The organism is Myxococcus eversor, assembly GCF_010894455.1.
In the GTDB taxonomy this organism is placed as follows: domain Bacteria; phylum Myxococcota; class Myxococcia; order Myxococcales; family Myxococcaceae; genus Myxococcus; species Myxococcus eversor.
Genome location: NZ_JAAIXY010000030.1, coordinates 22,149 through 47,049, shown reverse-complemented (window position 1 = coordinate 47,049; position 24,901 = coordinate 22,149). Strand labels below are relative to the sequence as shown.

The window sequence follows — 24,901 nt, the reverse complement described above, 5'->3', positions numbered from 1 at the left end:
GGGTCGGGGACCCCAGGGCACGGGCATCGGCCTGGGGTGCTCGCGAAGGTTTGGACATGGGCAGTCGCATCAAAGCCCGTCCTACCGCCCGAGTCGACTCCCCGCCAATCCCTGGCCATTTCCTGAATCAGCCCCCACGTCCTTCAGAGGAGACGACCCAAGAATTACAGGGCTCGCAAGGCTGACCAGTGAACAACCGGGCGAGCGAGCCGCCCTACTCGTCCAGCAGCTCCACGTTCCAGTACGAAGCGTCCGCGAGGTGCAGGAAGGGCAGCCACTCCTGATACGTCACCTTGCGCGAAGCACCGCGGAACAGGGGCGTCCAGCGCGGGCGCACCGGCTTCTTGAGCAGTCTCATGTCGGCCTGCTCCGGCGTGCGGCCCCCCTTCTTCAGGTTGCACGGCACGCATGAGCACACGACGTTCTCCCACGTCGTCTTGCCCCCCTGCGTGCGGGGCATGACGTGGTCCAGGTTCAGCTCGCTGCGAGGGAGGTTCTTTCCGCAGTACTGACAGGTGTCCGCGTCGCGCGCGTAGATGTTGAGCCGGGAGAAGCGCACCCTCCCGCGCGGGAGGTGGTCATACGCGCTGAGCACCAGCACCCGGGGAACGCGGATGGTCCGGTTGATGGTGGTGATGCAATCGTTGGTGGCGCTCAATGCCGCCCAATCGGCGAACTCGTAGAGTCGGTACTGCTGGTCGATGGCCTTGGCGACGCCCTGATACAGCAGCGAGAACGCCCGCTTCACCGACGTGACGTGCACCGGTTGGTAGTACCGGTTGAGTACGAGGACGGCGCTGTTGATCATGGTGGTTTCCCGGGACTTGCGGTCGCCACGCTTTCAGCGACCGATTCGAGTTCCTCCTTCGCGAGGCAGCGGACGTCGAGGACCACCTCGCCATCCGCCATCCTGCCAATAACCGGCACTCCGCCGCCGCGCAGGCGTTCGAGGAATGATTCCGGCGCACCTACGGTGAGCCTGCACGCGAAGGAAGGCAAGCGGGCCAGCGGCATGGCGCCCCCGCCCACTTGTCCCACCACCTCGTCCACCCGAACACTCACACCTCGCTCGGCCAGCAAGGCCTGGAGCCGCAGCGCTCGGGCGCGCAGCTCATCGGCCGGCTGGGCAAGCAGCCTGTACGTGGGGACGGCCTCCGGCCTGCCATCCCGGTACAACTCCAACGTGGCCTCCAGCGCGGCCACCGTCAGCTTGTCCACACGCAAGGCCCGCGTGAGCGGATGCGCCTTGATGCGCGACACCAACGCAGAGCGTCCCACCACCACGCCCGCCTGCGGCCCGCCCAGCAGCTTGTCTCCGGAGAAGGCCACCACGTCCGCCCCCGCCGCCACGACTTCGGGCACCGTGGGCTCCTGGCTCAGTCCCTCTCCCGCCATGCGCACCAGCGCGCCGGAGCCCAGGTCCTGGAACACGGGCACGCCGCGCTCCCGACCGAGCCCGGCCAGCTCCGCCACGCTCGCCTCCTCCGTGAAGCCCACCACCGCGAAGTTGGAGCGGTGCACCTTCAACAACAGCCCCGTCTCCGCGCCCACCACGCTCGCGTAGTCCGCCAGGCGCGTGCGGTTGGTGGTGCCCACCTCCACCAGCTTCGCTCCGGACTGGCGCATGACGTCCGGCACGCGGAAGCCGCCGCCAATCTCCACCAGCTCCCCGCGCGACACGACACACTCGCGGCCACCCGCCAGCGCGGCCAGCACCAGCAGCACCGCTCCCGCGCAGTTGTTGACGACGAGCGCATCCTCCGCGCCGGTGAGCTGACGCAACAGCCCCACCACGGGCGCATACCGGCTGCCGCGCTCGCCTTCGTCCAGGTCGTATTCGAGGTTCGAGTACCCCCGCGCCACCTCCGCCACCCGCGCCACCGCCTCCGGCGCCAACGGCGCGCGCCCCAGGTTGGTGTGCAGCACCACCCCCGTCGCGTTCAGCACGGGACGCAGGCCCGGCGTGGCCAACGTGCTCAGCGCCTCGCCCACGTCCGCGTCCTCGAAAGCGCGCGGCTCGCCCTGGAGCAGTCGGGCTCGGACCCGCTCCACCGCGAGCCTCAGCGCGGACACGGCCCGGGCCCTGGGAACACCCGCAAGCAGTGGCTCCAGCGAGGGCCGCCGCAGGAGCTGCTCGATGGAGGGGAGTGCGCGCAACAGCGCGTTCTTCCCGCCGTCTACGCTGTTCGACGGGGGTCCCACGCCTCCGAGTCTAGGAGACGTGGCACCCAATCTCCAAACGACGGGGAGGTGTCATGCAGGTGACGGCCTGCTCGCGCCGGAGTGCGGCGCGGCGCTCTCCGCTCGACTCAGGCAGGCGTCAGGTACAGGCTGATTTCCTCGGAAGCTCCCGGCAGCCGGAAGTACTTCTCGAACCGCAGCCCCATTCGCTCCAGCACCTTGATGGAGCTGGCGTTGTCCTTCGAGACGATGGCCGCGATGCGCTTCAAACCGAGGTCCTTCTGCGCGTAAGCGAGCGTGGCGGAGACCGCCTCCTGGGCATAGCCCTGCCCCCAGTACGCGGGCAGCAGCGCGTAGCCGATGTCCACGTACTCCAGCGAGTCGCGCTTGAGCAGGCCACACATCCCCAGCGGCGCGCCGTCCGACTTGCGCTCCACCAGGTACAGGCCGAAGCCATGGCGCTCGTAGCTCGCGTGGGGGCCGTTGGTGATGTAGCCCCACGCGTCCTCGAGCGTCTTCACACCCCGGTCGCCAATGAAGCGCAGCCACGCCGGCTCATTCACCAACACCAGGATGAAGGGCGCATCCTCCCGCGTCACCCGACGCAAGACGAGCCGCTCTGTCTCCAGGACTTTCATGCGAAATTCTCCCGGCAAAGCCCGAGGCAACCCTGGACGGAAGTGTCCGGACACGTCAGCCTGCGAGCCCCCTTGGAGGATGTACCACGGATGTCCACCCCCTCGAGCCCCGACTCCCGGTTCCAGATTGAAGTCCTCAAGCTGCTCCTCCAGGTCGCCAGTGGCGACGATGGCGTGAGCCGCGAGGAAATCGACCACATCATGGGCGCCGCGCGAGGCATGAGCGTGCCGCTGCCGGAACTGGCCGAGCTGGCGAAGTGCCTCCAGAACGGCGTCCCGCTGCCGGCGCCCAACCTGGGCGTCCTGCGCTCCAATCCCCAGGCGGTCATCGAGGCGACCCACGCCCTCATCTCCAGCGACGGCCACATCCACCCGAGTGAAATCGAGATGCTGCGGCAGATTCGCGAGATGCTGGGTGTCACCAGCTGAAGCGGATTGAACGGGGACACAGGGCCGGGAGGAGCGCTCCCGGCACCGTGTCCGCCCGGCGCGACTACGCGTCGACCTCGTCGACTTCCAGCTCGCTGCCCGCGCCGCTGAGCAGCTCCAGCAGCTCCGCCACGCCGCCCTCGCTGTTCTTCAGCGAGGTGAGCTTGCCGCCGCCGAGGAACTGCATGATGAACTGCTTGCGCATCTCACAGCGTCCGCCCTGGATTTCACCCAGGACGGTCAGCGTGTTCGGCTCGCCCTCGCCGACAATCTGGTCGACGATTTCGCAATTGCCCAGCACGAGCACCGTGGAGTGCAGCTCCGCCGAGCCGACCTTCAGGTCTCCGAGGACGAGCAGCCCACCGGGGCCCTTCACCACCAACTTCTCCACGTCCATGTCACCGATGACGACGACGCAGTCGCGCGACTCCAGCGTGCGCGACTGGTCCGTCAACTCGTCATGCAGCTCGATGCCGGTTCGCAGCATCGCGGAGATATCGACGGGGGCCGCGAGCAGCGCGTCCTCGTCCAGCGCGGTCAGCCTCTCGTCGGCGGCCGCGAGTGCATCGGCGTGGTCCTGGAGCTTCTTTGGGAGCTGAGTCATGTCTATTGCCGTGAATACCCCAGATCCGGCCCCGGGGAAGCCACCATCGACCGCGAGTGTGGCCCCCGGTACGAATCCCGCCCCCTGAGCGTGCGGCCCGCCTCCTAGGGCCGGAGCTTGAGGTGCAACAGGTCCGAGCGGCGCAGGCGAGGGGTGTACCAGGTCCCATCCAGCTCGAAGGGCCCGGCCAGGTCCCCCGTCACGACGACGCCGTCCCCCACGGGCGCCAGGAGGAGGCCCGACGCGAGCGGGTCCAGCCCCCGGACCCACCGCGTCCCCAGGTCGGGAGCGAAGCTCGACACCGTGGGACGGCCCGGAGCCACGTCCTCGGGCGGACCGACGGCGCCGAGCCCCAACAGGCGCCCCCACCCGGACTGAGCCGTGGTGATGCTCCCCGAGGCGTCGACGACGAGCGAGCCCAGGCCCAGGCTGCGCCCCAGGTCATCCTGGAACCGCCTCAGCGCCACCTCCGCTCCGGTGGCGCTCAGCCGCCCCAACAGGGCATCCCGCTGACCGTCATAGGAGTCATCCGGTTCCAGGCTCGCGTAGGACGTGCCCGCCAAGGTGAAGCATCCGTCGAAGGTCCCCGTGAAGGCCACGCTCCCGTCCGGAAGGACACCCACGTCGTAAACATCCGCGTAGTGGCCGGAGGGCGTGGGCAGCAACCACGACCCGAGGGGCGCACCACTCATGCTCCACCGCGCCACGAACGGGCCTCGGTAAGTGATGGCGCCCGCGCCGAAGTCGGTGCCCGGGGCCGCCCAGCCGCCGACGGTGACATTCTCCCGCGCGTCCACGGCCACGCTCAGCGCCTGGGTGCCACGCAGCGCCTGCCCGGCCGGCACCCCCGAGCCCGCTGGTAGGCGCCGTCCCGCTGGACCTTCAGAGGGTGACGACGTCCGTCCGCTCGGCCGACGGAGGACTGGACTGAGGCTGCTCCACCCTGCTGATGACGACGAAGCCACCGTCGGGCGCTGGGGCCGTGTGAGTCGAGAGCTCCGCCGCCGGGTCATTCGACTGCGTCACCCAGGCCGTCGAGCCCGACGGAGGCGTGCCCTGGTAGGAACAGAACGGCTCGCTGTCGGTGATGACGACGAGTCGCGGCGCGACGGAGAGCAGCCCTCTCTCCTCCATCTCGGACGAAGCGAAGCGCATCCCATCCGCGGCCCCTTCGAGCAACGCGAAGGCGTGACGCCCCGACGTCGTCACCACGTCCGTCACGTCCAACTCCACCCACTGGTCCTGCTTCAGCGCACCCAGGTCCCCCACCACGCCCCCCATGATGGTCGGCTTGTTGTGCCAGCCCGTCGTTGCTTCATCGAACGGCTCGGCCTTGAACAGCCGGGGCCCATTCCCCGAGGCATCCAGCGCATACAGGCGAAGCAACACGCGGCGCACCGGCGCCGTCCCGAGCTGGACGTCGAACTCCAGATAGCTCTCCGCGCGCGGTGACGCATCCACTCGCAGCGAGGCCTCCCGGTAATGTTGCGGCGCGGGGCTCTCCGGCGTGACGAAGGTGTCCTGCGACGCGAGGACAGTCGTGGCGAGGACCTCCTGGCGCGTCAGGCACTCATCCGTCGGAGAAGTCCGAGGCGTGCCCGTCCAGACGAGCAACTGGGGCTCGAGTGAAGACGCCTCGCGCGAGTGGAATGACACCTCATCGCTGGAATTGGCATACAGGCCGAAGGTGACGTCTCCATTGCCTCGCACCTGGTCCGTCACGTCGTAGTCCGCGAAGCCAGACGCCGCGAGGAACGGCGCGCGGTCCAATGTGTCGCCCAGCTTCGACGGGCGGGTGTTCCAGGTGACGCTCGACTCGCTCCAGGCGCCTTGCGTCGAGAAGACCGAGGGCCCGCCCTCCGTGCCATCCTCCGTCACTCGCAGGCGCAGCACCGCGCGCTGCACCGTCTCCGTCAGCCCCTGCACGGAGAAGCGCAGGTGGGCCTCCCGCTCGGGCGTGCTTCCGATGCGGAGCGACTCCGACACGCCACCATCCGAGGAAGCCGGCGCATCGGCGGAGACGAACGTGTCGGCGCTCGGCGCGAAGGCCACGGGCGCCCCCGACACGGGGATGGGCTCGGGGCGCGGTGGCGGATGGTCCTTCACGGACTCGACGGTGAGGACGAGTTGGGGGCGCAGCGTGGGGTCCGGATGCTCGCTGGACGCGAGCGTCACGCCATCCTCGCTGTCACCGCCCATGAAGATGTCGAGATAGCTGTTCTGGGAGACGTTCAAGTCACTGACGTCCAGCTCCATCCACGTCCCACTGGCGACGGGGCCCGCGCTGACGAGCGCCCAGTACCCACCCCACTGAGGACGGGTGTCCCACATCGTCTGCTCGTTCCAGGTCCGGACTCCCGGCGGGTCGTAGACGGTGGGCCCGTCCGCCGTGCCCTCCAGCACGTACAGACGAAGCCTCGCGGCCGTCATCGTCCCCTCGAAGGGCTGGATGAGGAACTTGAGGTACGCCTCGGCGTCGGGCGAGCGGCCGAGCACCAGCGTCTCCGATGAACCGAAGCCCATCGTCGGAGACGTGGCCACGACGTGCGTGTCCGCCGCCGCGACGAACGTCACCGAGCGCGTGGTGAGGTTCTCGTTCCGCGCCTCTGGAGGGGCGACCACCTCCGGAGTGGAACGGGATGCCACACCCTGGGAAGCCCCGCACCCACTCAGGAGCGCGAGCACCACACCCCAGCCCCACCACCCCGCCCCGACCGTCGTCCGACTCACGTCACCACTCCCTTGTGACCAGAGAGGGCGATGGATGAGCAACAGTCACGCCATCCCGGTCGGCGCGCTCCCCCTGCCGGACAGGGGGCGAGGGAGCGAGCACCGCGCCCGGGAGCGTTCGTCAGTACACGTTGTACTTCTTGCGCAGCGCCTCGTGCTCCTCCGCGTTGCGGGAGGGGCGCAGCGTCTTCTGCGCGTCGTGCAGGTAGTACCAGAACTCGCTCTGCGTCGGCGCCATGGCGGCCTGGAGCGACTCCACCGTGGGCGCGCCGATGGGGCCCGGAGGCAGGCCCTTGCGGTGACGCGTGTTGTACGGGTCCTCGGGGTCCCTGAGCCGCTGGAGGAAGGCCTTGCGGTCATTCCACTGCGCCAGCACGTACCGCGACGTCGCGTCCACGCCGAGCGGGTAACCCTTGTCCACGCGCTTCCAGAGGATGCCCGCCACCAACGGGCGCTGGGCCGGCACGGGCTCCTCGCGCTCCAGCATGGAGGCCATCACCACCACCTCGTGGAGCGTCCGCCCGCTCTTGGCGATGACCTCCCGGTTGGGCGTGAAGAAGCGCTCCGCGAAGGCATTCAACTGGCGCTGGATGAAGTCCTCGACGTCGAACTTCCCCGGAATCACGCCGTAGGACTCCGGATACAGGTAGCCCTCCAACGTGGTGGTGGGCAGGGGGAACGGCGCGGTGAAGCGACTGGGATTGCTGGCCGCGGTGATGTACGCGCCCGCGGTGATGTAGCCCGCCGCGGTGAGCGCCGCGTCGGTGTCTCGCAGACGCCAGCCCTCGACCACGAGGAACGGGATGTCATCGGGGAGCGGATTGCCCTCCAGCGCCATGGCCAGCTCCGCCACCGTCATGGACGCGCTCACCGGGTGCCGTCCCGCCTTGGGCGAGAACGAGCCGCGACGGAATAGGTGCCAGCGCCAGATTCGCGCATCCGTGATGAGGCCCTGGTTGGCGAGCAACACGCCCAGGCCTCTTCCGGAGGTGCCCTTGGGAACGGTGAACTCGACGGGGGCGGCACCGGGGGCCGCGACGGCTTGATGCGCCGCCTGCTCCACCCACCAGAACGCGCCCGCACCCGCGACCGCCAACAGCACGAAGACGACTGCCAGACCCACGAGGAGTTTCTTCATCGCGGCGCAGGGTAGCACCGTCGCCACGCCGTGCATCCATTCGAGTCACCGGATGTCCGCTCCCGAGCGCTGGCCCGGCCGCCAACCGGGCGACACGGGCACACGAGGCACATATTCGCAACCGTTGCACCCCACCCTGACCCCGAGGACGACCCCGTATGGCCACTCAAGCCAGCAAGCTCCAGGGCAGCTACCTCACGACTCGTGACGGAACGCAGATCTACTTCAAGGACTGGGGGCCCAAGGACGGACAGCCCATCGTCTTCTCCCATGGCTGGCCCCTCTCGGCCGACGCCTGGGAAGACCAGATGATGTTCCTGTCCGAGCGGGGCTTCCGCACCATCGCGCATGACCGTCGCGGCAACGGACGCTCATCGCAGCCCTGGGAAGGGCACAACATGGACACCTTCGCGGATGACCTCGCGGAGCTGACCGCCGCGCTCGAATTGCGAAAGGCCGTGCACGTCGGCCACTCCACGGGCGGCGGCGAGGTGACGCGATACATCGGACGCCACGGGACTTCGCGCGTCGGCAAGGCCGTGCTCATCAGCGCCGTGCCTCCCATCATGCTCAAGACGGACTGGCACCCGAACGGCCTGCCGATGAAGGCCTTCGACGAGATCCGCTCCGGCGTGCGCTCCGACCGCTCGACCTTCTACAAGGACCTGAGCATGGCGTTCTACGGCTTCAACCGGCCGGGAGCGAAGGTCTCCGAGGGACTGAGGGAGAGCTTCCGCATCCAGGGCCTGCAGGGCTCCATCAAGTCCGAGTACGACACCGTCAAGGCCTTCTCGGAGACGGACTTCCGCGCGGACCTGGCGAAGTTCGACGTGCCCACGCTGGTGATGCACGGCGATGATGACCAGATCGTCCCCTTCGAGGGCGGAGGGAAGATCACCGCCACGCTGGTGAAGGGCGCGCAGCTGAAGGTCTACAAGGGCTTCCCGCACGGCATGTGCTCGACCCACAAGGACGTCATCAACGAGGACCTGCTGCTCTTCATCAAGGGCTAGCTCGACGTACCGACAGCGCGGGCGGGCTCACTCGAGCGCCCGCGCAGGTCGCCTTCATCTGGAAGGATCAGCCGCCCACCATCTTCAGGAAGCGCCGCTGCAGTTCCTCGGGAGACACCTCTTCGATGCGCTTGGAGAGCGCCCAGCGGTGGCCGAACGGGTCCTGGATGTGGGCCACGCGGTCTCCGTAGAACTCGTCGGTGATGGGGCGCTCCAACACGGCTCCCGCGGCGATGGCGCGCTGGGCCACCCCATCCACGTCGTCGACAGAGAGGTGGAGCATGCTCGTCGCCCCTCCCCGGCTCTGCGGCCCGACGATTCCGTACTCCGGATGCTCGTCCGCGAGAGACAGCGCGACTCCGCCCAGGAGCATCTCCGCATGGCCCAATCGGCCCGAGGGCTCCACCAGCCGCATCCGCTCCTCCGCGCCGAAGACCTGCGAATAGAACGTGAGCGCCGCGGTCGCGTTCTTCATCACGAGCTGGATGCCCAGCCGAGGCTGGGGGGACACGTCCTGCTTCATGCCTGCCGTGGTGTCTGTCTTCATCACGAACCTCCTGGTTCAAGGGTGGATGCCCCGAGTCTGCCTATCGCGCGCGCCCAGGGATTGGAAGAAATGCACCAGGCGCCCCCTCTTACAAAGTCTGACGAGCAGGTTTCTCGAGGCGATGTGACACCGATTTGATGTGACACCTGTTTTCCGAAGGCCGTCATGAACCGCCCACAGCAGGGCATGCGAGCCTGATCCGCCCCACTCCCAGGATGGGTGACGCCCTCTGCTCCCCTCCGCGCCCATCCCTATTCATTCACTACCACCGACCTGGACTTCTCCGGGCGAGACACAGGAGGAAGGCACCATGCAGACTGGAACCGTGAAGTTCTACAATGAGACCAAGGGGTTCGGCTTCATCACGCCGGATGAAGGAGGCACGGATGTGTTCGTGCACGTCACCGACCTCGACCCGTCCACGAAGGGAACACTCCGCGAGAGCGACAAGGTCGAGTTCGAGGTGAAGACGGAGCGGAAGGGAAAGATGGCGGCGAACGTCAAGCCCATCTAGCGGTGTCGTCCTTCCAGAAGCAGTCTCGCGGCCGAGGGAAACCCCACCCTCTGCCCCTCGGAGGCCGTCGTGCTCCGCCCCATGCAGGGCATGCGGTCCTGCGAACGCTCCGCTCCAGGCCCGGATGGCTCTATCCCAACCGTTCCTAGATTCACTACCACCGACCTGGAAGTCCCCAGGCGTGGTCACAAGGACAGCAGCATGAAGACTGGAATCGTGAAGTGGTTCAACGACGCCAAGGGCTTTGGTTTCATCACCCCGGATGACGGAGGCGAGGATGTCTTCGCCCATCACTCCGCCATCAACGCGGACGGCTTCAGGTCGCTCGCCGAGAATCAGCGGGTCGAATTCGAAGTGACGAAGGGACCGAAGGGCCTCAACGCGCAGAACATCAGGCCGATTTAGGGACCCCAAGGAACGAAGCAGCCGCGGGTGGGAACAACAGTCCTGCCCTCGGCTGCTCGAACGCGGCCCCGCGCAGGGGGACGTCCTAGCGCGCGGCGCTCTTGATGACGGGCAGCTTGGGCGCCCGGCCGTAGAGCAACTGGTAGGTGTTGTACGAGCGCAGGACGCGTTTGATGTAGCCGCGCGTCTCGGAGATGGGAATCTCCTCCACCCACGCGTCCAGCGGCAGGTCCGGCTTGTCCGCGCGCCAGCGATTCACCGCGCCGGGGCCCGCGTTGTAGCTGCCCACCGCGTACGGCGTGTGCCCGCCGAACTTCTTCAAGAGCCCACCCAGGTAGTGCGCGCCGAAGCGGATGTTCAGGTCCGGCTGGAGCAGTTGGTCCACCGTGAAGCGCTTGAGCTTCAGCTCCCTCGCGACGCCCTTCGCGGTGGAGGGCATCAACTGCGTGAGGCCCAACGCTCCGGCCCAGGACAGCGCCTTCGGGTCCAACGCGCTCTCCTCGCGCATCAGCGCCTGGAGCAGGTCCGCCTCCACGCCCGACACGGCGGTGTGCTTCTCGATGAGGTCTCGGAACGCGTTGGGATAGGCCACCTCCCACACCACGCGCGTCTCGCGGGTGATGCGGCCACTCAAGTCCTTGCGCAGCACCAGCCGGGCCACGGCGTGGGCGGCGCGCTCGTCACCGGCCTCGTGCAGCACCAGCACCAGCAGGCGGACGGCCTCCGCGGGCTGGTTCGTCCGGTTCACCGCGAGCAGCTCCGACGACACCGCCTCCGGGAAGCCGAGCCGCAACAGCTCGATGCCCGCGCGGAAGTGCGGGTCGTCGCCCACAGGCCCCGCGAACAGCGGCCACGGGCTTGCGGCGTCGGGCACCGCGAAGATCTCCGGGGAGATGCGCTCCAGCCGCGCCGGATCCACCGTCGTCAACTGCGAGCGCGCCATCAGCCCGTAGTACGTCGCGGGGTGCTCGACGGCGACCTTCTCGAACAGCTCCGCCGCGCCCTGGATGTTGCCCTGCTCCTGGAACGTCCGCGCCCGCCAGTACCGCGCGCGCTCCACGTCGTAGCTCTCGTCCGCCTGCGCGAAGCGCTGTTCGATGCGGTCCAGGAAGGACAGGCCCGCGTCCTCCGCCTTGCTCGTGCGCGCAATCCAGTACGCCTTGAAGAGCGCCTCGCCCAGGAAGTCGCCCTGCGGGTACAGCTTCGACAGCTCGTCCAGCCGCGCCATCGCCTCCTTGGGGCGGCCCGTCTTCACGTACAGGTCCGCCGCGTAGAACAGCGCGTCGTCCGCGAAGCTGTGGTCCGGGAACTCGCGCGCCAGCCGCTCGTACGTATCCGTCCCGCGCGCCGAGTCGACAATCGAGCGCGATGAGCCCAGCACATACAGCGCCCGCGCGAGCAGGTCGCGGTCCGAGCACTTCTCCACCACCTGCGAGAGAATCTGGATGGCGCGCGTGTGCTCGCGCTCCTTGCGCAGGCCCTTGCCGTAGGCGAAGTGCGCGCGGCACGCGAGCGGCTCCGGCAGCTTCAACTGCGCCAGCATCGGCTCCAGCTGCGTCAGGCCCTGCTTGTTGCGGTGCAGCTCCACCAGCGCCTCGCCGCGAGCGACCTTCGCCTCCTGCGGCGCCGCCTGGCCCTTGAGGCGCTTCTCCGCCTGCGTCGCGAGCGCGGACAGCGGATGCGCGCCCCACAGGCGCCACAGCGCGGCGCGCTCGGCGGCCTTGTCCTTCTTCTCGGCGGCGATGTCCGCGATGGCCATCAGCGCCTCGGCGCCCACGTTGCGGCCCCAGCTCGGAGCGGCGCGCGACGTGAGCGGCTCCAGCGCGGCCATGGCACCAGCGGCGTCCTTCTTCTTGCGCAGCACCCTCGACAGCGCCAGCCGCGCGTCCACGTACAGCCGGGACTCGGGCGACACCTGGGCCAGCAGCACGGCGGCCTCGTCGAAGCGACGCAGCCCCTCCAGCGCCACGCCCGCGTGCGTCAGACACCTGTCCTGCAGCGCGGGGTAGTCCGGCGCCAGCGCGGCCAGCTCCTTCGCGGCTGTCTCGTCATCTCCGGAGCGCACCGCGGAAAGCGCGCGAAGGTAGCGCACCGGCGGGCTGTCGCCCTCGTCCTTCAGCAGCTCGCGGGCCCGGCTGTACTGGCCCTTGTCGAAGGCCGCCCGGGCCTCCTTCTTCTTGCCCTCGCCGAAGTACGGCGCCAGGTCCTCCAGCGCGTAGCGACGGCCCCGGTGGACGACGGGCGCGGGGGGCGCGGGGTTGGGGAAAGCCGGGTTGAGGACCTCCACGAAGCCCTCGGGCACCTGCGTCTTCTCCGCGTCCGGACGCGGCGAGAGCTGGGCCTCGGAAGGGGCGTTCTCCGTATGGGACGCGGGGGCCTCCGTCACGGCGGGCGTCTCCGTCACGGCGGGGGCCTCCGTCGCGGCGGGCGGGGAGACCTGGGGTGCGGGAGCCTGCGCGGACAACAGGAGCGCGGAGGCGACGACGGCGAGCTTGGGCAGGAAGGGCTTCATACGCGGGGCTGGGGACCCTGGGAGGTGGGCGCGGGCTCGCCCCATGACAACCGGGAGTGCATGGAAAATTTCCGGAGGTGGACACAGGTTAGACTGTCCGCAAGCCCATGGACATCCGGACTCAGAGCGCTCTGCTGGCATCCATCATCGGCCTGGCCCTGGGCGTGTCCATGTTGTTGCGCCCGGCCCGGCCGAAGGTCCTCACCCTGTACTCCGTCTTCGCCCTGACGGTGGCTGGGTACTACCTCTCGTTCTTCTTCCACAGCCTCTTTCCCGCGGCGACCTACCCCTGGGCGGCGCGCATCACCCTGGGCATCACCGTGCTCGTCGCCTCGCTCGTACCGGGCGCGGCCGTGGGCTTCTTCCTCGAGTTCTTGGATGTCAGCAAGGGAACACACCAGGTCGGCCGCCGGCTCGCCCTCCTGTCGGTCTTCCTGGGCCTGGCCGTGGCCGTCACCCCCCTCGCCGACAAGGTGTGGGCTCGCGTGGCCATGGGCGTCTGGGTGCTCGGCTCCTTGCTCGCTTCGGTGTCGTTGCTGCTCCACCGGGTCAGGACGAACGAGTCCCGCATCGAGCAACTGAGGCTGATGTATCTGGCCATCGGCGCGGGCGCGGGCATCCTCTTCTCCGCGCTCGACTTCCTGGGCACCGTCATCCCGCTGCCGACGCTGGGGCCCGTCTTCACCACGCTGTACCTGTTCTTCCTCGCGCAGACGCTCTTGCGGCTGCGGCTGATGGACCTGCACGAGCTCCTGGGGAAGATCGCCTCCCAGACGGTGCTCGCGGTCATCCTCGCGGCGGTCTTCACCGTGCTGACGGCGTGGGTGGACGAGGACACGGGGCTGTTCGTCTTCAACACGGTGGTGGCGGCCTTCGTCATCCTCATCCTGTTGGACCCGCTGCGCACGAAGGTGGAGGAGATGGTGGTGCGCATCTTCTTCCGCGAGCGCTTCGCGTTGCTCGACGCGCTGGGGATGCTGCGCGCGAGGATGGCGAACGTCATCGACATCTCGGAGCTGGCGCGGCTGGTGTTGGAGACGCTCCACGAGACGGGCCGCGTGACGCATGCATCGGTGTATCTGCTCGCGGAGGACCGGCCGGGGTATCGGCTGCTGGACTCGCGGGGGCCGTTGCCGGTGTCGTTCCTGGACACGGCGGCGGCGCGCGGTCTGTTGTTCGCGGTGGCCAGCGGGCAGAAAGCGGTGCTGCTGGAGAACGTGGAGCGGCGCGGCGCGACGATGCGACTCCAGACGGTGGAGGGACGGCGCTACCGCGACGAACTGAAGCGACTGAACGACACGCGCGCGGCGCTGGTGCAGATGAAGGCCGGCATCACCGTGCCGCTGGTGGGCAATGATCGGGTCATCGGCTTCCTGAACCTCTGGGACGAGCGGGTGCCGGAGGCGTACGCGTCCGACGAAATCGCGCTCATCCTGGAGGTGGCGGAGAAGCTGGCGACGGTGCTGGAGAACTCGAAGCTGTACGAGAAGATTCGAGAGAGAGATCGACTGGCCGCGCTGGGTGAGATGGCGGCGGGCCTCGCGCACGAGATTCGCAATCCGCTGGGGGCCATCAAGGGCGCGGCGCAGTGCCTGGACCCGATGCGGCTGCCGGGCGAGGACGGCGAGTTCCTGGAGGTCATCGTCGAGGAGGTCAACCGCCTCAACGGCGTGGTGACGGCGTTCCTCGACTACGCGCGGCCGATGAAGCAGAGCTTCGGGCCCACGGACCTGAACGAGGTGGTGACGCGGACCATGCGGCTCATCCAGAACGACGTGCCCTCCAACGTCCAGCTCGCGGTGGAGTTGGACCTGCTGCTGCCGCGCGCGGATGGAGACGCCGAGCAGCTCAAGCAGGTGCTCATCAACCTGGTGCAGAACGCGGTGCAGGCGCTGGACACGCGCGAGGGTCGAATCACGGTGCGCACGGAGAAGCCGGAGCGCTTCGGTGAGTTCCGCAACGCGGGGGGCGAGGTGCTGGAGGTGCGCGTGTCCGACACCGGGCCGGGCATTCCGACGGACCAGCAGCCGCACATCTTCGTGCCGTTCTTCACGACGAAGCAGAAGGGCACGGGGCTGGGCCTCGCCATCTGTCAGCGCATCGTGAAGAACCACGGCGGCAGCATCTCCGTGCAGAGCAAGGCGAGCGAGGGCACCACGTTCATCATCCGCCTGCCCGCGCTGCCGGCGGAGAAGCCCGCGGAGGGGCTCGTCGCGGAGGGCACGGGCACGCCGCCGCCCGCGACGCGCATCTCCCAGTCGTTCCCCGTTCCGGAGGAACTGCGCGAGCCCCCTGCCCCATCGGCTCCGGAGCCTCGGCCCAAGCGCGAGCGGCGGCGACGAGCAAGTTGAGTGGGATTGGCGCTAGGCTGTCTGCCCATGAGCGCCTGCCCCTTCTGCCACAACACGATGCGGCCCACCTTCATGGGAGGGCTGCCCCGCGAGGAGTGTGGCCACTGCGGCTCCGTCTGGTTCGAGGGCGAGGCGCTGGCGAACGTCATGGGCGGCTCCATCTCCGACGCGCTGGTGCGCCGCGCGAAGGGACACGCGGGCATGTGCAAGGGCTGTCAGGCGAAGCTCCAGTACGTCCCGGAGTGTCCGAGCTGTGGAACCCCGGCGCCGAGCTGTCCCCGGTGCGGGCACGCCCCGCTGCCCGTCGTGCAGGTGCTGGGGGTCACGGTGGAGGTGTGCTCGGACTGCGCGGGCGTGGCGTTGGACCCGGGCGAGCTGCAACAGCTCCAGCAGGCGGCGACGACGCATCGCAACGCGCCCCTGGACGTGCGACCCACGCTCAAGATGGGGCGAACGACGTCATGCGTGGAGTGCAAGCGCGAGGTGAAGCCCCGCTATGGCTTCGTCTATGAAGAGGCGCTGTACTGCGGAAGCTGCGCACCGGAGGGCTCCGTGCCCTTCTCGGAGGAGCTGACGAAGGCGGCTCCCTCCTCCGAGCTGGATACCCCGCATGCCTCTGGCTACACCGGGGCGATGACGGCGCAATACACGGGCGACGCCACCGGCTCCGCGCTGATGTGGCTGTTCACCCGCGTGTTCGGACAGTGAGCTGAAGCGAGCCGAGAGGCCGACTGTCGCCGTGCCTCAGTTCAGGGTCGCGGTCGCCTGCGCCAGCTTCTCCTGCGCGGCTTCCCACCGGGCATAGAGGTCTTCCAGCGTGTCCTTGCCGTCGCGGTGCGCGTCCATCAGCGGCTTGGCCCGAGCGAAGTCGTTGTAGAGGACCGGGTCGGCGAGCTGCGTCTCGCGCTCCTTCTGCGCGGCCTCCACCTTGGCGATCTGCTCCTCCAACTTGGAGATCTCCTTCTTGAGCGGACCCTCCACCACGCTGCGCCGCTGACGCGCCTCGGCCTCCTGCCGCTTGCGGTCCTTCTCCGTCATCGTCACGGAGGACGCGGTGTCACTTCGAGCCGCGCCACCGGCCTCCGCCTTCAGCCGCTGCTGCTGCTCCTGGTGGTACAGGTAGTCGTCCAGGTTGCCCGGGTGCGGCGTCAGCTTCCCGTCGGCCACCTCCCACACCTGGGTGCACAGCCCGTTGATGAAGCTGCGGCTGTGGCTGACGAACAGCAGCGTGCCGCCGTACAGCTTCAGCGCCTCAATCAACATCTCCGCCGAGTCCAGGTCCAGGTGGTTGGTGGGCTCGTCCATCAGCAGGAAGTTGGAGGGCACCAGCAGCAGCTTCGCCAGCGCCACGCGCGCACGCTCACCACCGCTGAGCACGCCGATGGGCTTCTCCACGTCATCGCCGCTGAACAGGAAGGCGCCGAGCACGCCGCGCACGTAGCTCTCCGGCTTGTCCGCCGCGAGCGGGCGCACCTCCTCGATGATGGTGTTCTGCTTGTCCAGTTTGTCCGCGTGGTGCTGCGCGTAATAGCCCACCACCACGTTGTGGCCGATCGTGACAGTGCCCGAGTCCGGCACCAGCTCCCCGGCCACCATTCGCAGGAGTGTCGTCTTGCCCGCGCCGTTGGCGCCCACCACGGCGATGCGCTGGCCGCGCTCCACCCGGCCCGACAGGCCGTCGTACACCGTCTGCGCGCCATAGCGCTTGGTGATGCGCTCCAGCGACACCACGTCGCGCCCGCTCCGCTCCACTTCAGGGAAGCGGAACTTCATCGTGGAGCGCTCCTCCAGGACCTGCACCTTCTCCAGCTTCTCCAACATCTTCGCGCGGCTCTGCGCCTGCTTGGCCTTGGTGGCCTTCGCGCCGAAGCGGTCGATGAAGCCCTGCAGCTCCGCGCGCCGGTTCTCCACCTTCTCCGCCCGGGCCTGGAGGAGCACCTTCTCCTCGGCGCGCAGGCGCTTGTAGTCGTCGTAGTTGCCGGCGTACTCGCGCACGCCCTCCAGTTCCAGCGACACCACGCGGTTGATCTGCCGGTTGAGGAAGTCCCTGTCGTGCGAGATGAGCACCAGCGCCTTGTTGGAGCGGCGCAGGAAGCCGTCGAACCACGCCAAAGTGGGGACGTCCAGGTGGTTGGTCGGCTCATCGAGGAGCAACAGGTCCGGGTCCTGGAGCAACAGGCCCGCCAGCGCCGCGCGCATCCGCCAGCCGCCCGAGAGGGCCGAGGTGGGCTTGACCAGATCGTTGTCCTTGAAGCCCAGGCCCTTGAGGATGCGCTCGGCGTGGTGCCGGCCGAAGCGGTTCTCGAAGTCGTCCAGCTCCGCGTGCAGGTCCGCCAGGGACTGGGCCAGCTCGAGCAGGTCCTCCTCGTCGGTGGCCGCCGCCAGGGCCTCCTCGGTCTCCTTCAGCCGGGACTCCAGGGTGTCGCGCCCCGGGACGGTGCTCATCACCGCCTCCACCACGGTGCCCTCCGGCAGCCCGGCGATTTCCTGGGGCAGGTACCCCCACCGGGCGCGCCGCCGGTACGTCAAGGTCCCCGAGTCCGGCTGGGCGACACCGGCCAGGATCTTCATCAGGGTGCTCTTCCCCGTCCCGTTGGCCCCGACGAGGCCTACACGGTCCTTGGGGCCGAGGGTGAAGCTGTCGCTGTCGAAGAGGACCTTCTTTCCATAGGAGAGGCTGAGGTCCTGGGCGATGACGAGGCTCATGGCGGCCGGGGATGTAACAGCCCTGGGGCCCTCGGGAAATGGCTCAGATGCCTGCCCGGAGACCTTGGGAGCCAACGTCCCCTTTCCGGACCCGGCCGGGGCCTGCCTATACTCCGGCCCCACATGGCTGCCCCCTGTCCCCATTGCGGAAGCACCGACGGCGTCGACCACCTCTGCTCAGGCCAGAGCCTCCAGCTCATCGGCCAGGTGCTCGATGGTCGCTACAAGATTGAGAGCGTGCTCGGCCAGGGCGGCATGGGCATGGTGTTCCGCGCCACGCAGACCTCGGTGCAGCGCCCCGTCGCGGTGAAGACGCTCAACCCGTCGCTCGCCGCCGCTCCCCAGTTCTTCGAGCGCTTCCGCCGCGAGGCGGAGATCGCCAGCCGCCTGCGCCATCCGAACGTCATCACCATCTTCGACTTCGGCCGCGCGCCCGACGGCACCTGCTACTACGTGATGGAGCTGCTCCAGGGCGAAAGCCTCAAGGAAGTGGTCAAGCGCGAGGGGCCCATGTCCCTGCGCCGCGCCACCAGCCTCATCGAGCAGGCCACGCAAGGGCTCGCCCACGCGCACCAGGAGGGCTGCGTCCACCGCGACCTCAAGCCGCACAACATCATGGTGATGGACCTGGGCGGCCGGGACTTCGTCAAGGTGCTGGACTTCGGTCTCGTCAAGGCGCTCGAGGCCGAGGAGGAGGAGCAGCTCACCTCCACCGGCCAGGTGCTCGGCACGCCGCAGTACATGCCTCCGGAGCAGGCCGGCGGCGAGGCGGTGGACCAGCGCTCCGACCTGTATTCCATGGCGGGCGTGCTCTACTTCTGTCTCACGGGCAGCTCGCCCTTTGGCGCGAACACCGTGCGCAAGGCGCTCACCGCGTCGCTCACGCAGCAGGTTCCGGCCGTCAACACCAAGCGCCAGGGCGCCCCGGTCCCCACCGCGCTGGACGCCTTCTTCCGCAAGGCGCTGTCCCCGGAGAAGGAGGACCGCCACCAGAGCGCCCAGGAGTTCATGGACGCGATGTTGGACTCGGTGGCGGACGTCAGCCCCGAGCAGCTCGATGCGATGCCCAGCGGCGGCTCCAGCTCGGGTGTCAGCGACCGTGGAAGTGGCAGCCGCGCGGGCAGTCGCGCGGGGCGTCCGGGAGCAGGCAGCGGCAGTGGTGTTCGCTCCCCGCGTGCCGGCTCGGCCCCGGGCCGTGGCTCCACGCCGTCCAACGTCGTCATCGCACGCAGCCAGGCGGGAGCACCGGGTGGCAGTGGCTCGTCGCCCAGCCGCGTCCGTCCGCCCCCTGGCCGGGCCGCGCCCACCCCGCCGCCTCCCCCTCCCGAGCCGGAGGGCATGTCCACGGGCAAGAAGGTCGCGTTCGTCGCGGTGCCGCTGGTGCTGCTCGGCATCGGCGCGGCGGTGGTGCTGGGAGGGGGCCAGGGCGGTTCCAAGCAGCCTTCGACCCAGGTCGTCGAGGTCCCTCGGGACAGGCCGGCGAATCCCTCGGGGACCACGGCGCCCTCGAATCCGACGGAGGCCGCGCCGCAGGAGCTTCGGGTGAAGTTCAACTCGACGCCGTCCGGGGCCGCCATCTACGAGGGCGACGAGCAGATCGGCACCACGCCAATCGAGCTGATGCTCCCGCGAGACAAGTCCCACCAGCTCAGCTTCCGGCTCGCGAACCACAAGTCCGAGGAGCGCTCGCTCAACTTCAGCCGCGTCGCCGGGGACAGCCAGACGGTGGACGTGACGCTGGAGCCCATCCGCGTCGCGGGTCCGCCGAAGCCGAAGCCGCCCCGGCCCACCAACTCCGGCCAGGATATCAGCGTCTTCGAGTAGGCGACTGGCGGCTCCCGTTCCCCAGGGAGCCGCCCTTCCCCGCCCTGAGACGAGTCGCCCCAGCCTCGGGAGCACCTCGTCGCTCCCCGCCCTCGGACGAGTCGCCCCAGCTTCGGGAGCACCTCACCGCGCCCCGCCCTCGGACGAGTCGCCCCGGCTTCGGGAGCACCTCACCGCTCCCCGCCCTCAGACAAGCCGCCCCAGCTTCGGCAGCACCTCACCGCTCCCCGCCCTCAGACGAGTCGCCCCAGCTTCGGCAGCACCTCGCCGCTCTTGCCCTGCACGGAGTGCTGGAAGCGCCGCGAGTTCTCCGCCGGGTCCAGGTTGACGAGCCACGTCTCCCCGCCCGCACCGCGCACCTGGTCGACCATGCCGGCCGCCGGGTAGACGGCGCCGGAGGTCCCCGCCGCCAGGAAGACGAAGCGCCCGCCGGAGCTGGCCGCGCGCAGCGAGAAGTCCTGGATGCGCTCCAGGTCCGCGGGGTCCAGGTACTCGCCGAACCAGACGATGTGCGGGCGAAGCAGGCTGCCGCAGTCCTTGCACCCGGGCACGGTGCCCGCCGCGTACACGGTGGTGTCCTCGAAGGGCGCGCGCTTGCACTCGTCATTGCTACAACGCGTCTTGAAGAGGTTGCCGTGCATCTCCACCACGCGCTGGCTTCCCGCACGTGAGTGCAGGCCGTCCACGTTCTGCGTGGCCAGGAGGAAGCGGTCGCCCAGGTGTCGCTCCCAGGCCACCAGCGCGTCATGGCCGGGGTTGGGCGAGACGCCGGCGGCACCTGCCCGCCGCTGGGAGTAGAAGCGCCACACCCGCAGCGGATCCTTCACGAAGCCCTCGGGCGAGGCCACCTGCTCCACGGGCTGGTCCTCCCAGAGCCCGTTCATTCCTCGGAAGGTCGGGACTCCGCTCTCGGCGGAGACACCCGCACCGGTGAGGACGAGCAGCCAGGTATTCGAATCGAGAAGGAGCGTTTCCACGGTGCCTCCTGTGCGGCGTGGGATTCAGGATATGAAGCGTGGGACGACGATGACCGCGCCGGGCCCTGACGGGCGGGTGCGGAGACCTGACTCGAGGACCCCATCATGGCGGAAATCACCCTGGACCTGCGCGCGGCCCCCAAGGCGCAGGCCTACGAGGAACTCCAGCAGCACGTGCAGGCGGCGCTCGCCGGCATCGACGACCCCATCGCCGGCATGGCGACGATGAGCTGCCTCATCCACCACGCCTTCGGCCACCTGTGGACGGGCTTCTACCGGGTGGTGACGCCGGGGAAGCTGCTCCGAGTGGGCCCCTACCAGGGCACGCTGGGGTGCCTGGAGATCAAGTTCGGCCAGGGCGTCTGCGGAACCGCCGCCTCGAAGGGTGAGACGCAGGTGGTGGCGGACGTGCATGCCTTCCCCGGCCACATCGCCTGTGACGCGCGCTCCGCGTCCGAAATCGTGGTGCCGGTGTACGGGAAGAACCGCGAGCTGCTCGCGGTGCTGGACATCGACTCCGCGAGCAAGAGCGCCTTCGACGAGCTGGACCGCCAGCAGCTCGAATCGATGATGCGCTGGTTCCAACAGTAACGCGGTGTCGAAATGTCCCGAGGGCGCGGGAGACAAGGCCCGCGCCCCAGGGAAGGCTTTTCGTCAGTCGCCGCGCGCGTAGGCCACGGCGAGTTGTCCGGCGAAGCGGGCATTGTTCACGAGGAGCGCGAGGTTCGCCTTGAGCGTCTTGCCGCCCGTGCGCTGCCCCAGCTCCCGCAACAGGAAGGGCGTGACGTCCTTGCCCTTGATGCCCTGTCGCTCCGCTTCGGCGAGGGCCGAGGCGATCTGAAGCTCCACCTCATGGCGAGGCAGCGCGGTCTCCTCCGGCGGCGGCACGGTGTAGAGCACACCGCCCTGCCCCAGCGTCTCGAAGCGAGCGCGAGCGATGCGCGCGGCGGTGGCCACGTCGTTGACGCTGTGCTCCAGGGTGATGCCGGAGTCACGGCTGTGGAAGGACGGCAGCTCACGAGTGCCCACGCCAATGACGGGCACGCCCGCGGTCTCCAGGAGCTCCATCGTCTTGGGCAAATCGAGCACGGACTTCGCGCCCGCGCAGACGACGGCCACGGGGAAGCGGGCGAGCGCGGTGATGTCCTGGGAGATGTCCCAGTGCTCCGATGCGCCCCGGTGCACGCCACCGATGCCCCCCGTGGAGAAGACACGGATGCCGGCCGCGGCGGCCAGCTCGCACGTGGCGCTGACAGTGGTGCCTCCGGAGGCACGGGTGGCGACGGCGATGGCCAGGTCGCGAGAGCCGAGCTTCAGCAAGGGCTCCTTGCCCTCCGCGAGCCGGCGCAGCTCCGAGTCCTCCAGGCCGATGCACACGACACCGTCCACCACTGCGGTGGCGGCGGGTACGGCGCCTGCGCGGCGGATGGCCTCCTCGCAGGCGCGAGCGGCGGCGAGGTTGTCCGGGTAGGGAAGTCCCTGGGCCACCACACTCGTCTCCAGGGCGACGACGGGCTGGCGCGAGTCGAGGGCGCGACGCACCTCGTCCGAAAAGCGTAGGTCCATGCCGCGCGTTTAAGCCACGGCGCGGCATGGGGACAAGCCGAGCGGCGGGGAAACGTCGGCTTGCACGAAGAGTCGCTGGGCCTTATCCCTCGCGCGCCGTGTCCACGAACGCCGCCAGTGTCCCTGCCGCGCCACCGCGCGCCTTCTCTGCGTCCGACCTGGCCATCCTCGGTGTCGTCGTTGTCTGGGGCACCAACTACACGGTGGTGAAGGAAGCCCTGGGGACGATTCCGCCCCTGGCCTTCATGTCGGTGCGTTTCGCGGTGGCCTCGGTGGCCATGGCGGGGTTGCTGCTGGCGGTGGAGGGCTGGAAGCCGCTGCCGAGGCCGGTGTTCCTCAAGCTCGCGGTGCTCGGGCTGGTGGGCAATACGGCGTACCAGCTCAGCTTCATCCTGGGGCTGGCGAACACGACGGCGGCCAACAGCGGGATGTTGGTGGCGGTGACGCCGGTGCTGGTGGCGGCCCTGGGCGCGGCGTTGGGAGTCGAGCGGCTCAACCGGCCGCTGGTGATGGGCATGTCGCTGGCGGTGGTGGGCATGCTGCTGGTGGTGGCGGCGCGAGGCCCGTCGCTGGGCACGGACACGAGGTTGGGAGACGGGCTCATCCTGGTGGCCTGTGTCTGCTGGGCCCTCTACACCGTGGGCATCCGCTCGCTGGGCAACGAGGTGTCGGCGCTGCGCATCACCGCCATCACCATGCTGACGGGAGCGCCGGGGGTGGTGCTGGCGGGAGTGCCCGCGGTGCTCGCGATGGACGTGGGCAGCATCGGCGTGGGTGCGTGGGCGGGCGTGGTGTACTCGGCGCTGATTCCGCTGGTGCTCAGCTACTTCATCTGGGGACGGACGGTGCAGCAGGTGGGCAGCGCGCGGGCGTCGCTCTACAACACGGGAGTGCCTGTCGTGGCGGCGCTCACCGCCTGGGGTGTTCGTGGAGAGAAGCCCACGCTGCTCCAGGCCTTCGGCGCGGCGCTCATCCTCGCGGGCGTACTGCTCAGTCGCAGGAAGTGACGCCGAGCCACGCCGCGAGGAATCAGCGCCCGTCTTCCCCGCGTCGCCCCCGCTCCACCGCGAGGCCATACTCCTCGATCTTCTTGTCCAGCGTGGGGCGGCTGATGCCCAGCAGTGCGGCGGCCCGGACCTTCTTCCCACCAGCCTCTCGCAGCGCCTCCGCGATGGCGTCGCGCTCCAGCCGTCCCACGCGGGACTGGAGCGTCTGGGTGTCACTGGCCGGGCCGCCTTGCTGGACCTCCGGAGGAAGCTGCAGCGCCCCCACCCGGCCTCCGGCGTAGAGCAACCCCAGCCGCTCCCCCACCAGCTCCAGCTCCCGGACGTTATGCGGCCACGGGTAGTCCGCCAGCAGGCGCCGGGCATCCGCGCCCAGCACGGGAGGCTCCTTCCGCACCCGACGCGCCGCACGCGACAGGAAACCATCGAACAGCGTGAGCACGTCCGCCCGGCGCTCTCGCAGTGGAGGCACCTCCAGTTCGAAGCCCATCAGCGTCCGAGCGAGCGCGGCATCCACCTCGCCCCGAGTCCCCAGCAGCGCCACCGGAACAGAGGCCGTGACGAGCAACCGCACGTCCACGGGCTCCTCACCGCCCTGCCGGGCCGGAGCCACGCGCCGGGCCAGCAATCGAGCCAACCGCTCGGCCAGGTTCCGAGGAAGCGCATCCACGTGCTGAAGCAGCAGTGAGCCCCGGTCCGCGCGCAGCAACGCGGAGGCCCCAGGCGGCTGCCCGGGCGCGCTCGCGCGGCCAAAGAGGACCTCGTCGACGGCCTCCGCGGGCTGCCGGCAGTCCACCACCACCAGCGGCTCCAGCGCCCGGGGAGAGCGCGTATGGACGATGCGGGCCAGCAGCGTCTTGCCCGTCCCCGGCTCGCCATACAGCACCACGGGCGCGGCGCTGTTCGCCGCCCTGCGAGCCCCGTCCACCAACGCGCGCAGCGGCCTGGACGTCCCGAGGAGCGCGGGCGCGGGAGACTCCGCCTCCATCCGCGAGCGCACCGCCGTATACGCCTCGCCCCCCAGCCGCCCGAGCGCCGCGAGGAGCTGTCCCTCGCCGCCGGTGAACGCCGAATCCGCGCGCGTCGCGTAGAGCACGCCGAAGGGCATGCCCCCGGAAGCCACGAGCGGCGCGCACATCTCCGTCTCCGCCTGGACCAGCTCCTTGCGCTCCATCGCCACCTGCGCCAGCGAGCGGGGCACGGACATGGACTCCGCGCCCGACACCGCCGCGGTGAGCAGCCCGGTGTTGCTCCCCAGGAGCGCGGCGGCGCGGTCCGCGCTCAGGGCCCGAGCGACCTCGTCCGCCAGGCGCCGCAGCACCATGGCCTCGCTGGTGGCCCCCAGCAGCGCCGTGCCCGCCGAGTACATCGCCGCCGCCGCGCCCACGTGCGGCAGCACCTCTTCAATCGGCACATGGCCCGGCGACGTGGGGCCACCCTCCACCAGCGTCACCGGCGGAGGCTCGAAGACGGCCATCGTCAGGCCCACGCGGACGCGGTCTCCGGGCTGCAGCACCACCTCGCCGCTGATGCGCATGCCGTTGAGCAGCGTCCCGTTGCGCGAGCCCAGGTCCGTCAACCGGACCTCTCCCTCGTGGACCGTCAGCTGCGCGTGCTTGCGAGAGACCTGGTCATCCCGCAGGGGGATTTCACACGAGGGGCTGCGGCCAATGGCCATGTCCGAGAGCACCTCGTATCGGCGCCCCGCGGACGGGCCAGTGAGCAGCAGGAGTGCGGGCATGGGCCGCGGAGCCTAGCGTCC

The 24,901-nt window shown here is 69.3% G+C and carries 22 protein-coding genes; 9 read left to right on the top strand and 13 right to left on the bottom strand.

Features of this window, described 5'->3' with window-relative positions; translation table 11 throughout:
• Positions 1–214 precede the first annotated feature (214 nt).
• From G4D83_RS41280 to G4D83_RS41270, 3 genes are all read right to left on the bottom strand, one after another.
• Positions 215–808 (bottom strand): HNH endonuclease, encoded by a 594-nt coding sequence (locus tag G4D83_RS41280; RefSeq protein ID WP_163870439.1) that lies wholly within the window; start codon positions 806–808, stop codon positions 215–217.
• Complete coding sequence (gene selA, locus G4D83_RS41275; RefSeq protein WP_163870438.1) at positions 805–2,202, bottom strand: L-seryl-tRNA(Sec) selenium transferase; 1,398 nt, start codon at positions 2,200–2,202, stop codon at positions 805–807. The genes G4D83_RS41280 and selA overlap by 4 nt, the downstream gene beginning before the upstream one ends.
• A 107-nt stretch (positions 2,203–2,309) precedes the next feature.
• Positions 2,310–2,819, bottom strand: coding sequence for a GNAT family N-acetyltransferase (locus G4D83_RS41270; protein ID WP_163870437.1), 510 nt, complete (start codon positions 2,817–2,819; stop codon positions 2,310–2,312).
• Positions 2,820–2,909: 90 nt separating this feature from the next.
• Here G4D83_RS41270 and G4D83_RS41265 point away from each other — a divergent pair, with 90 nt between their 5' ends.
• Positions 2,910–3,248: a tellurite resistance TerB family protein gene (locus tag G4D83_RS41265; protein WP_163870436.1), complete on the top strand. Its 339-nt coding sequence runs from the start codon at positions 2,910–2,912 to the stop codon at positions 3,246–3,248.
• 64 nt (positions 3,249–3,312) lie between these two features.
• Here the strand turns inward: G4D83_RS41265 and G4D83_RS41260 are convergent, their stop codons facing one another.
• From G4D83_RS41260 to mltG, 4 genes are all read right to left on the bottom strand, one after another.
• Complete coding sequence (locus G4D83_RS41260; RefSeq protein WP_163870435.1) at positions 3,313–3,852, bottom strand: hypothetical protein; 540 nt, start codon at positions 3,850–3,852, stop codon at positions 3,313–3,315.
• Positions 3,853–3,956: 104 nt separating this feature from the next.
• Positions 3,957–4,697 carry a hypothetical protein gene (locus tag G4D83_RS41255; protein WP_163870434.1) on the bottom strand — a complete coding sequence of 247 codons (741 nt, stop codon included), beginning with the start codon at positions 4,695–4,697 and terminating at the stop codon, positions 3,957–3,959.
• A 37-nt stretch (positions 4,698–4,734) separates the two neighbouring features.
• Positions 4,735–6,582, bottom strand: a complete 1,848-nt coding sequence (locus G4D83_RS41250; protein ID WP_163870433.1) for a CBM96 family carbohydrate-binding protein — start codon at positions 6,580–6,582, stop codon at positions 4,735–4,737.
• 121 nt (positions 6,583–6,703) lie between these two features.
• Positions 6,704–7,720 (bottom strand): endolytic transglycosylase MltG, encoded by a 1,017-nt coding sequence (gene mltG, locus G4D83_RS41245; RefSeq protein WP_163870432.1) that lies wholly within the window; start codon positions 7,718–7,720, stop codon positions 6,704–6,706.
• A 158-nt stretch (positions 7,721–7,878) separates the two neighbouring features.
• Here mltG and G4D83_RS41240 point away from each other — a divergent pair, with 158 nt between their 5' ends.
• Positions 7,879–8,733, top strand: coding sequence for an alpha/beta fold hydrolase (locus tag G4D83_RS41240; RefSeq protein ID WP_163870431.1), 855 nt, complete (start codon positions 7,879–7,881; stop codon positions 8,731–8,733).
• A 67-nt stretch (positions 8,734–8,800) separates the two neighbouring features.
• Here G4D83_RS41240 and G4D83_RS41235 read toward each other — a convergent pair whose 3' ends face one another.
• Complete coding sequence (locus tag G4D83_RS41235; RefSeq protein ID WP_163870430.1) at positions 8,801–9,280, bottom strand: VOC family protein; 480 nt, start codon at positions 9,278–9,280, stop codon at positions 8,801–8,803.
• A 310-nt stretch (positions 9,281–9,590) separates the two neighbouring features.
• Between G4D83_RS41235 and G4D83_RS41230 the strand changes: the two genes are divergently transcribed.
• On the top strand, positions 9,591–9,794 hold the full coding sequence (locus G4D83_RS41230; protein WP_163870429.1) for a cold-shock protein: 204 nt from the start codon (positions 9,591–9,593) through the stop codon (positions 9,792–9,794).
• A gap of 201 nt (positions 9,795–9,995) precedes the next feature.
• The gene (locus G4D83_RS41225; RefSeq protein WP_163870428.1) at positions 9,996–10,199 is read left to right on the top strand and encodes a cold-shock protein; all 204 of its coding nucleotides are present in this window, start codon (positions 9,996–9,998) and stop codon (positions 10,197–10,199) included.
• Between the two features lie 85 nt (positions 10,200–10,284).
• Here G4D83_RS41225 and G4D83_RS41220 read toward each other — a convergent pair whose 3' ends face one another.
• On the bottom strand, positions 10,285–12,711 hold the full coding sequence (locus tag G4D83_RS41220; protein WP_163870427.1) for a transglycosylase SLT domain-containing protein: 2,427 nt from the start codon (positions 12,709–12,711) through the stop codon (positions 10,285–10,287).
• Between the two features lie 107 nt (positions 12,712–12,818).
• Between G4D83_RS41220 and G4D83_RS41215 the strand changes: the two genes are divergently transcribed.
• Together G4D83_RS41215 and G4D83_RS41210 are read left to right on the top strand one after the other, a co-directional pair.
• The gene (locus tag G4D83_RS41215) at positions 12,819–15,062 is read left to right on the top strand and encodes an ATP-binding protein (RefSeq protein ID WP_163870426.1); all 2,244 of its coding nucleotides are present in this window, start codon (positions 12,819–12,821) and stop codon (positions 15,060–15,062) included.
• Between the two features lie 27 nt (positions 15,063–15,089).
• A complete protein-coding gene (locus G4D83_RS41210; RefSeq protein ID WP_163870425.1) occupies positions 15,090–15,770 on the top strand; it encodes a zf-TFIIB domain-containing protein in 681 nt (226 codons plus the stop codon).
• 36 nt (positions 15,771–15,806) lie between these two features.
• Here the strand turns inward: G4D83_RS41210 and G4D83_RS41205 are convergent, their stop codons facing one another.
• Positions 15,807–17,768 (bottom strand): ABC-F family ATP-binding cassette domain-containing protein, encoded by a 1,962-nt coding sequence (locus tag G4D83_RS41205; RefSeq protein ID WP_163870424.1) that lies wholly within the window; start codon positions 17,766–17,768, stop codon positions 15,807–15,809.
• A 255-nt stretch (positions 17,769–18,023) separates the two neighbouring features.
• Between G4D83_RS41205 and G4D83_RS41200 the strand changes: the two genes are divergently transcribed.
• Positions 18,024–19,592 (top strand): serine/threonine protein kinase, encoded by a 1,569-nt coding sequence (locus tag G4D83_RS41200; RefSeq protein ID WP_240357113.1) that lies wholly within the window; start codon positions 18,024–18,026, stop codon positions 19,590–19,592.
• Positions 19,593–19,825: 233 nt separating this feature from the next.
• On the opposite strand, the gene G4D83_RS41195 is transcribed toward G4D83_RS41200, so the two are convergent.
• The gene (locus tag G4D83_RS41195; protein WP_163870422.1) at positions 19,826–20,569 is read right to left on the bottom strand and encodes an SIR2 family NAD-dependent protein deacylase; all 744 of its coding nucleotides are present in this window, start codon (positions 20,567–20,569) and stop codon (positions 19,826–19,828) included.
• A gap of 105 nt (positions 20,570–20,674) precedes the next feature.
• Here G4D83_RS41195 and G4D83_RS41190 point away from each other — a divergent pair, with 105 nt between their 5' ends.
• Complete coding sequence (locus tag G4D83_RS41190) at positions 20,675–21,160, top strand: GAF domain-containing protein (RefSeq protein WP_163870421.1); 486 nt, start codon at positions 20,675–20,677, stop codon at positions 21,158–21,160.
• A gap of 63 nt (positions 21,161–21,223) precedes the next feature.
• Here the strand turns inward: G4D83_RS41190 and G4D83_RS41185 are convergent, their stop codons facing one another.
• Positions 21,224–22,135: a pseudouridine-5'-phosphate glycosidase gene (locus G4D83_RS41185; RefSeq protein WP_163870420.1), complete on the bottom strand. Its 912-nt coding sequence runs from the start codon at positions 22,133–22,135 to the stop codon at positions 21,224–21,226.
• Positions 22,136–22,233: 98 nt separating this feature from the next.
• Between G4D83_RS41185 and G4D83_RS41180 the strand changes: the two genes are divergently transcribed.
• Positions 22,234–23,142 (top strand): DMT family transporter, encoded by a 909-nt coding sequence (locus tag G4D83_RS41180; RefSeq protein ID WP_240357106.1) that lies wholly within the window; start codon positions 22,234–22,236, stop codon positions 23,140–23,142.
• Between the two features lie 22 nt (positions 23,143–23,164).
• Here the strand turns inward: G4D83_RS41180 and G4D83_RS41175 are convergent, their stop codons facing one another.
• Positions 23,165–24,880: an FHA domain-containing protein gene (locus G4D83_RS41175; protein WP_163870418.1), complete on the bottom strand. Its 1,716-nt coding sequence runs from the start codon at positions 24,878–24,880 to the stop codon at positions 23,165–23,167.
• Positions 24,881–24,901 lie beyond the last annotated feature (21 nt).

Bases quoted from the DNA above. Each gene is read 5' to 3' on its own strand.
- G4D83_RS41280 (WP_163870439.1), bottom strand. From the start codon at position 808: ATGATCAACAGCGCCGTCCTCGTACTCAACCGGTACTACCAACCGGTG.
- G4D83_RS41270 (WP_163870437.1), bottom strand. From the start codon at position 2,819: ATGAAAGTCCTGGAGACAGAGCGGCTCGTCTTGCGTCGGGTGACGCGG.
- G4D83_RS41265 (WP_163870436.1), top strand. From the start codon at position 2,910: ATGTCCACCCCCTCGAGCCCCGACTCCCGGTTCCAGATTGAAGTCCTC.
- G4D83_RS41260 (WP_163870435.1), bottom strand. From the start codon at position 3,852: ATGACTCAGCTCCCAAAGAAGCTCCAGGACCACGCCGATGCACTCGCG.
- mltG (WP_163870432.1), bottom strand. From the start codon at position 7,720: ATGAAGAAACTCCTCGTGGGTCTGGCAGTCGTCTTCGTGCTGTTGGCG.
- G4D83_RS41240 (WP_163870431.1), top strand. From the start codon at position 7,879: ATGGCCACTCAAGCCAGCAAGCTCCAGGGCAGCTACCTCACGACTCGT.
- G4D83_RS41235 (WP_163870430.1), bottom strand. From the start codon at position 9,280: ATGAAGACAGACACCACGGCAGGCATGAAGCAGGACGTGTCCCCCCAG.
- G4D83_RS41230 (WP_163870429.1), top strand. From the start codon at position 9,591: ATGCAGACTGGAACCGTGAAGTTCTACAATGAGACCAAGGGGTTCGGC.
- G4D83_RS41225 (WP_163870428.1), top strand. From the start codon at position 9,996: ATGAAGACTGGAATCGTGAAGTGGTTCAACGACGCCAAGGGCTTTGGT.
- G4D83_RS41220 (WP_163870427.1), bottom strand. From the start codon at position 12,711: ATGAAGCCCTTCCTGCCCAAGCTCGCCGTCGTCGCCTCCGCGCTCCTG.
- G4D83_RS41215 (WP_163870426.1), top strand. From the start codon at position 12,819: ATGGACATCCGGACTCAGAGCGCTCTGCTGGCATCCATCATCGGCCTG.
- G4D83_RS41210 (WP_163870425.1), top strand. From the start codon at position 15,090: ATGAGCGCCTGCCCCTTCTGCCACAACACGATGCGGCCCACCTTCATG.
- G4D83_RS41205 (WP_163870424.1), bottom strand. From the start codon at position 17,768: ATGAGCCTCGTCATCGCCCAGGACCTCAGCCTCTCCTATGGAAAGAAG.
- G4D83_RS41200 (WP_240357113.1), top strand. From the start codon at position 18,024: ATGGGCATGGTGTTCCGCGCCACGCAGACCTCGGTGCAGCGCCCCGTC.
- G4D83_RS41190 (WP_163870421.1), top strand. From the start codon at position 20,675: ATGGCGGAAATCACCCTGGACCTGCGCGCGGCCCCCAAGGCGCAGGCC.
- G4D83_RS41185 (WP_163870420.1), bottom strand. From the start codon at position 22,135: ATGGACCTACGCTTTTCGGACGAGGTGCGTCGCGCCCTCGACTCGCGC.
- G4D83_RS41175 (WP_163870418.1), bottom strand. From the start codon at position 24,880: ATGCCCGCACTCCTGCTGCTCACTGGCCCGTCCGCGGGGCGCCGATAC.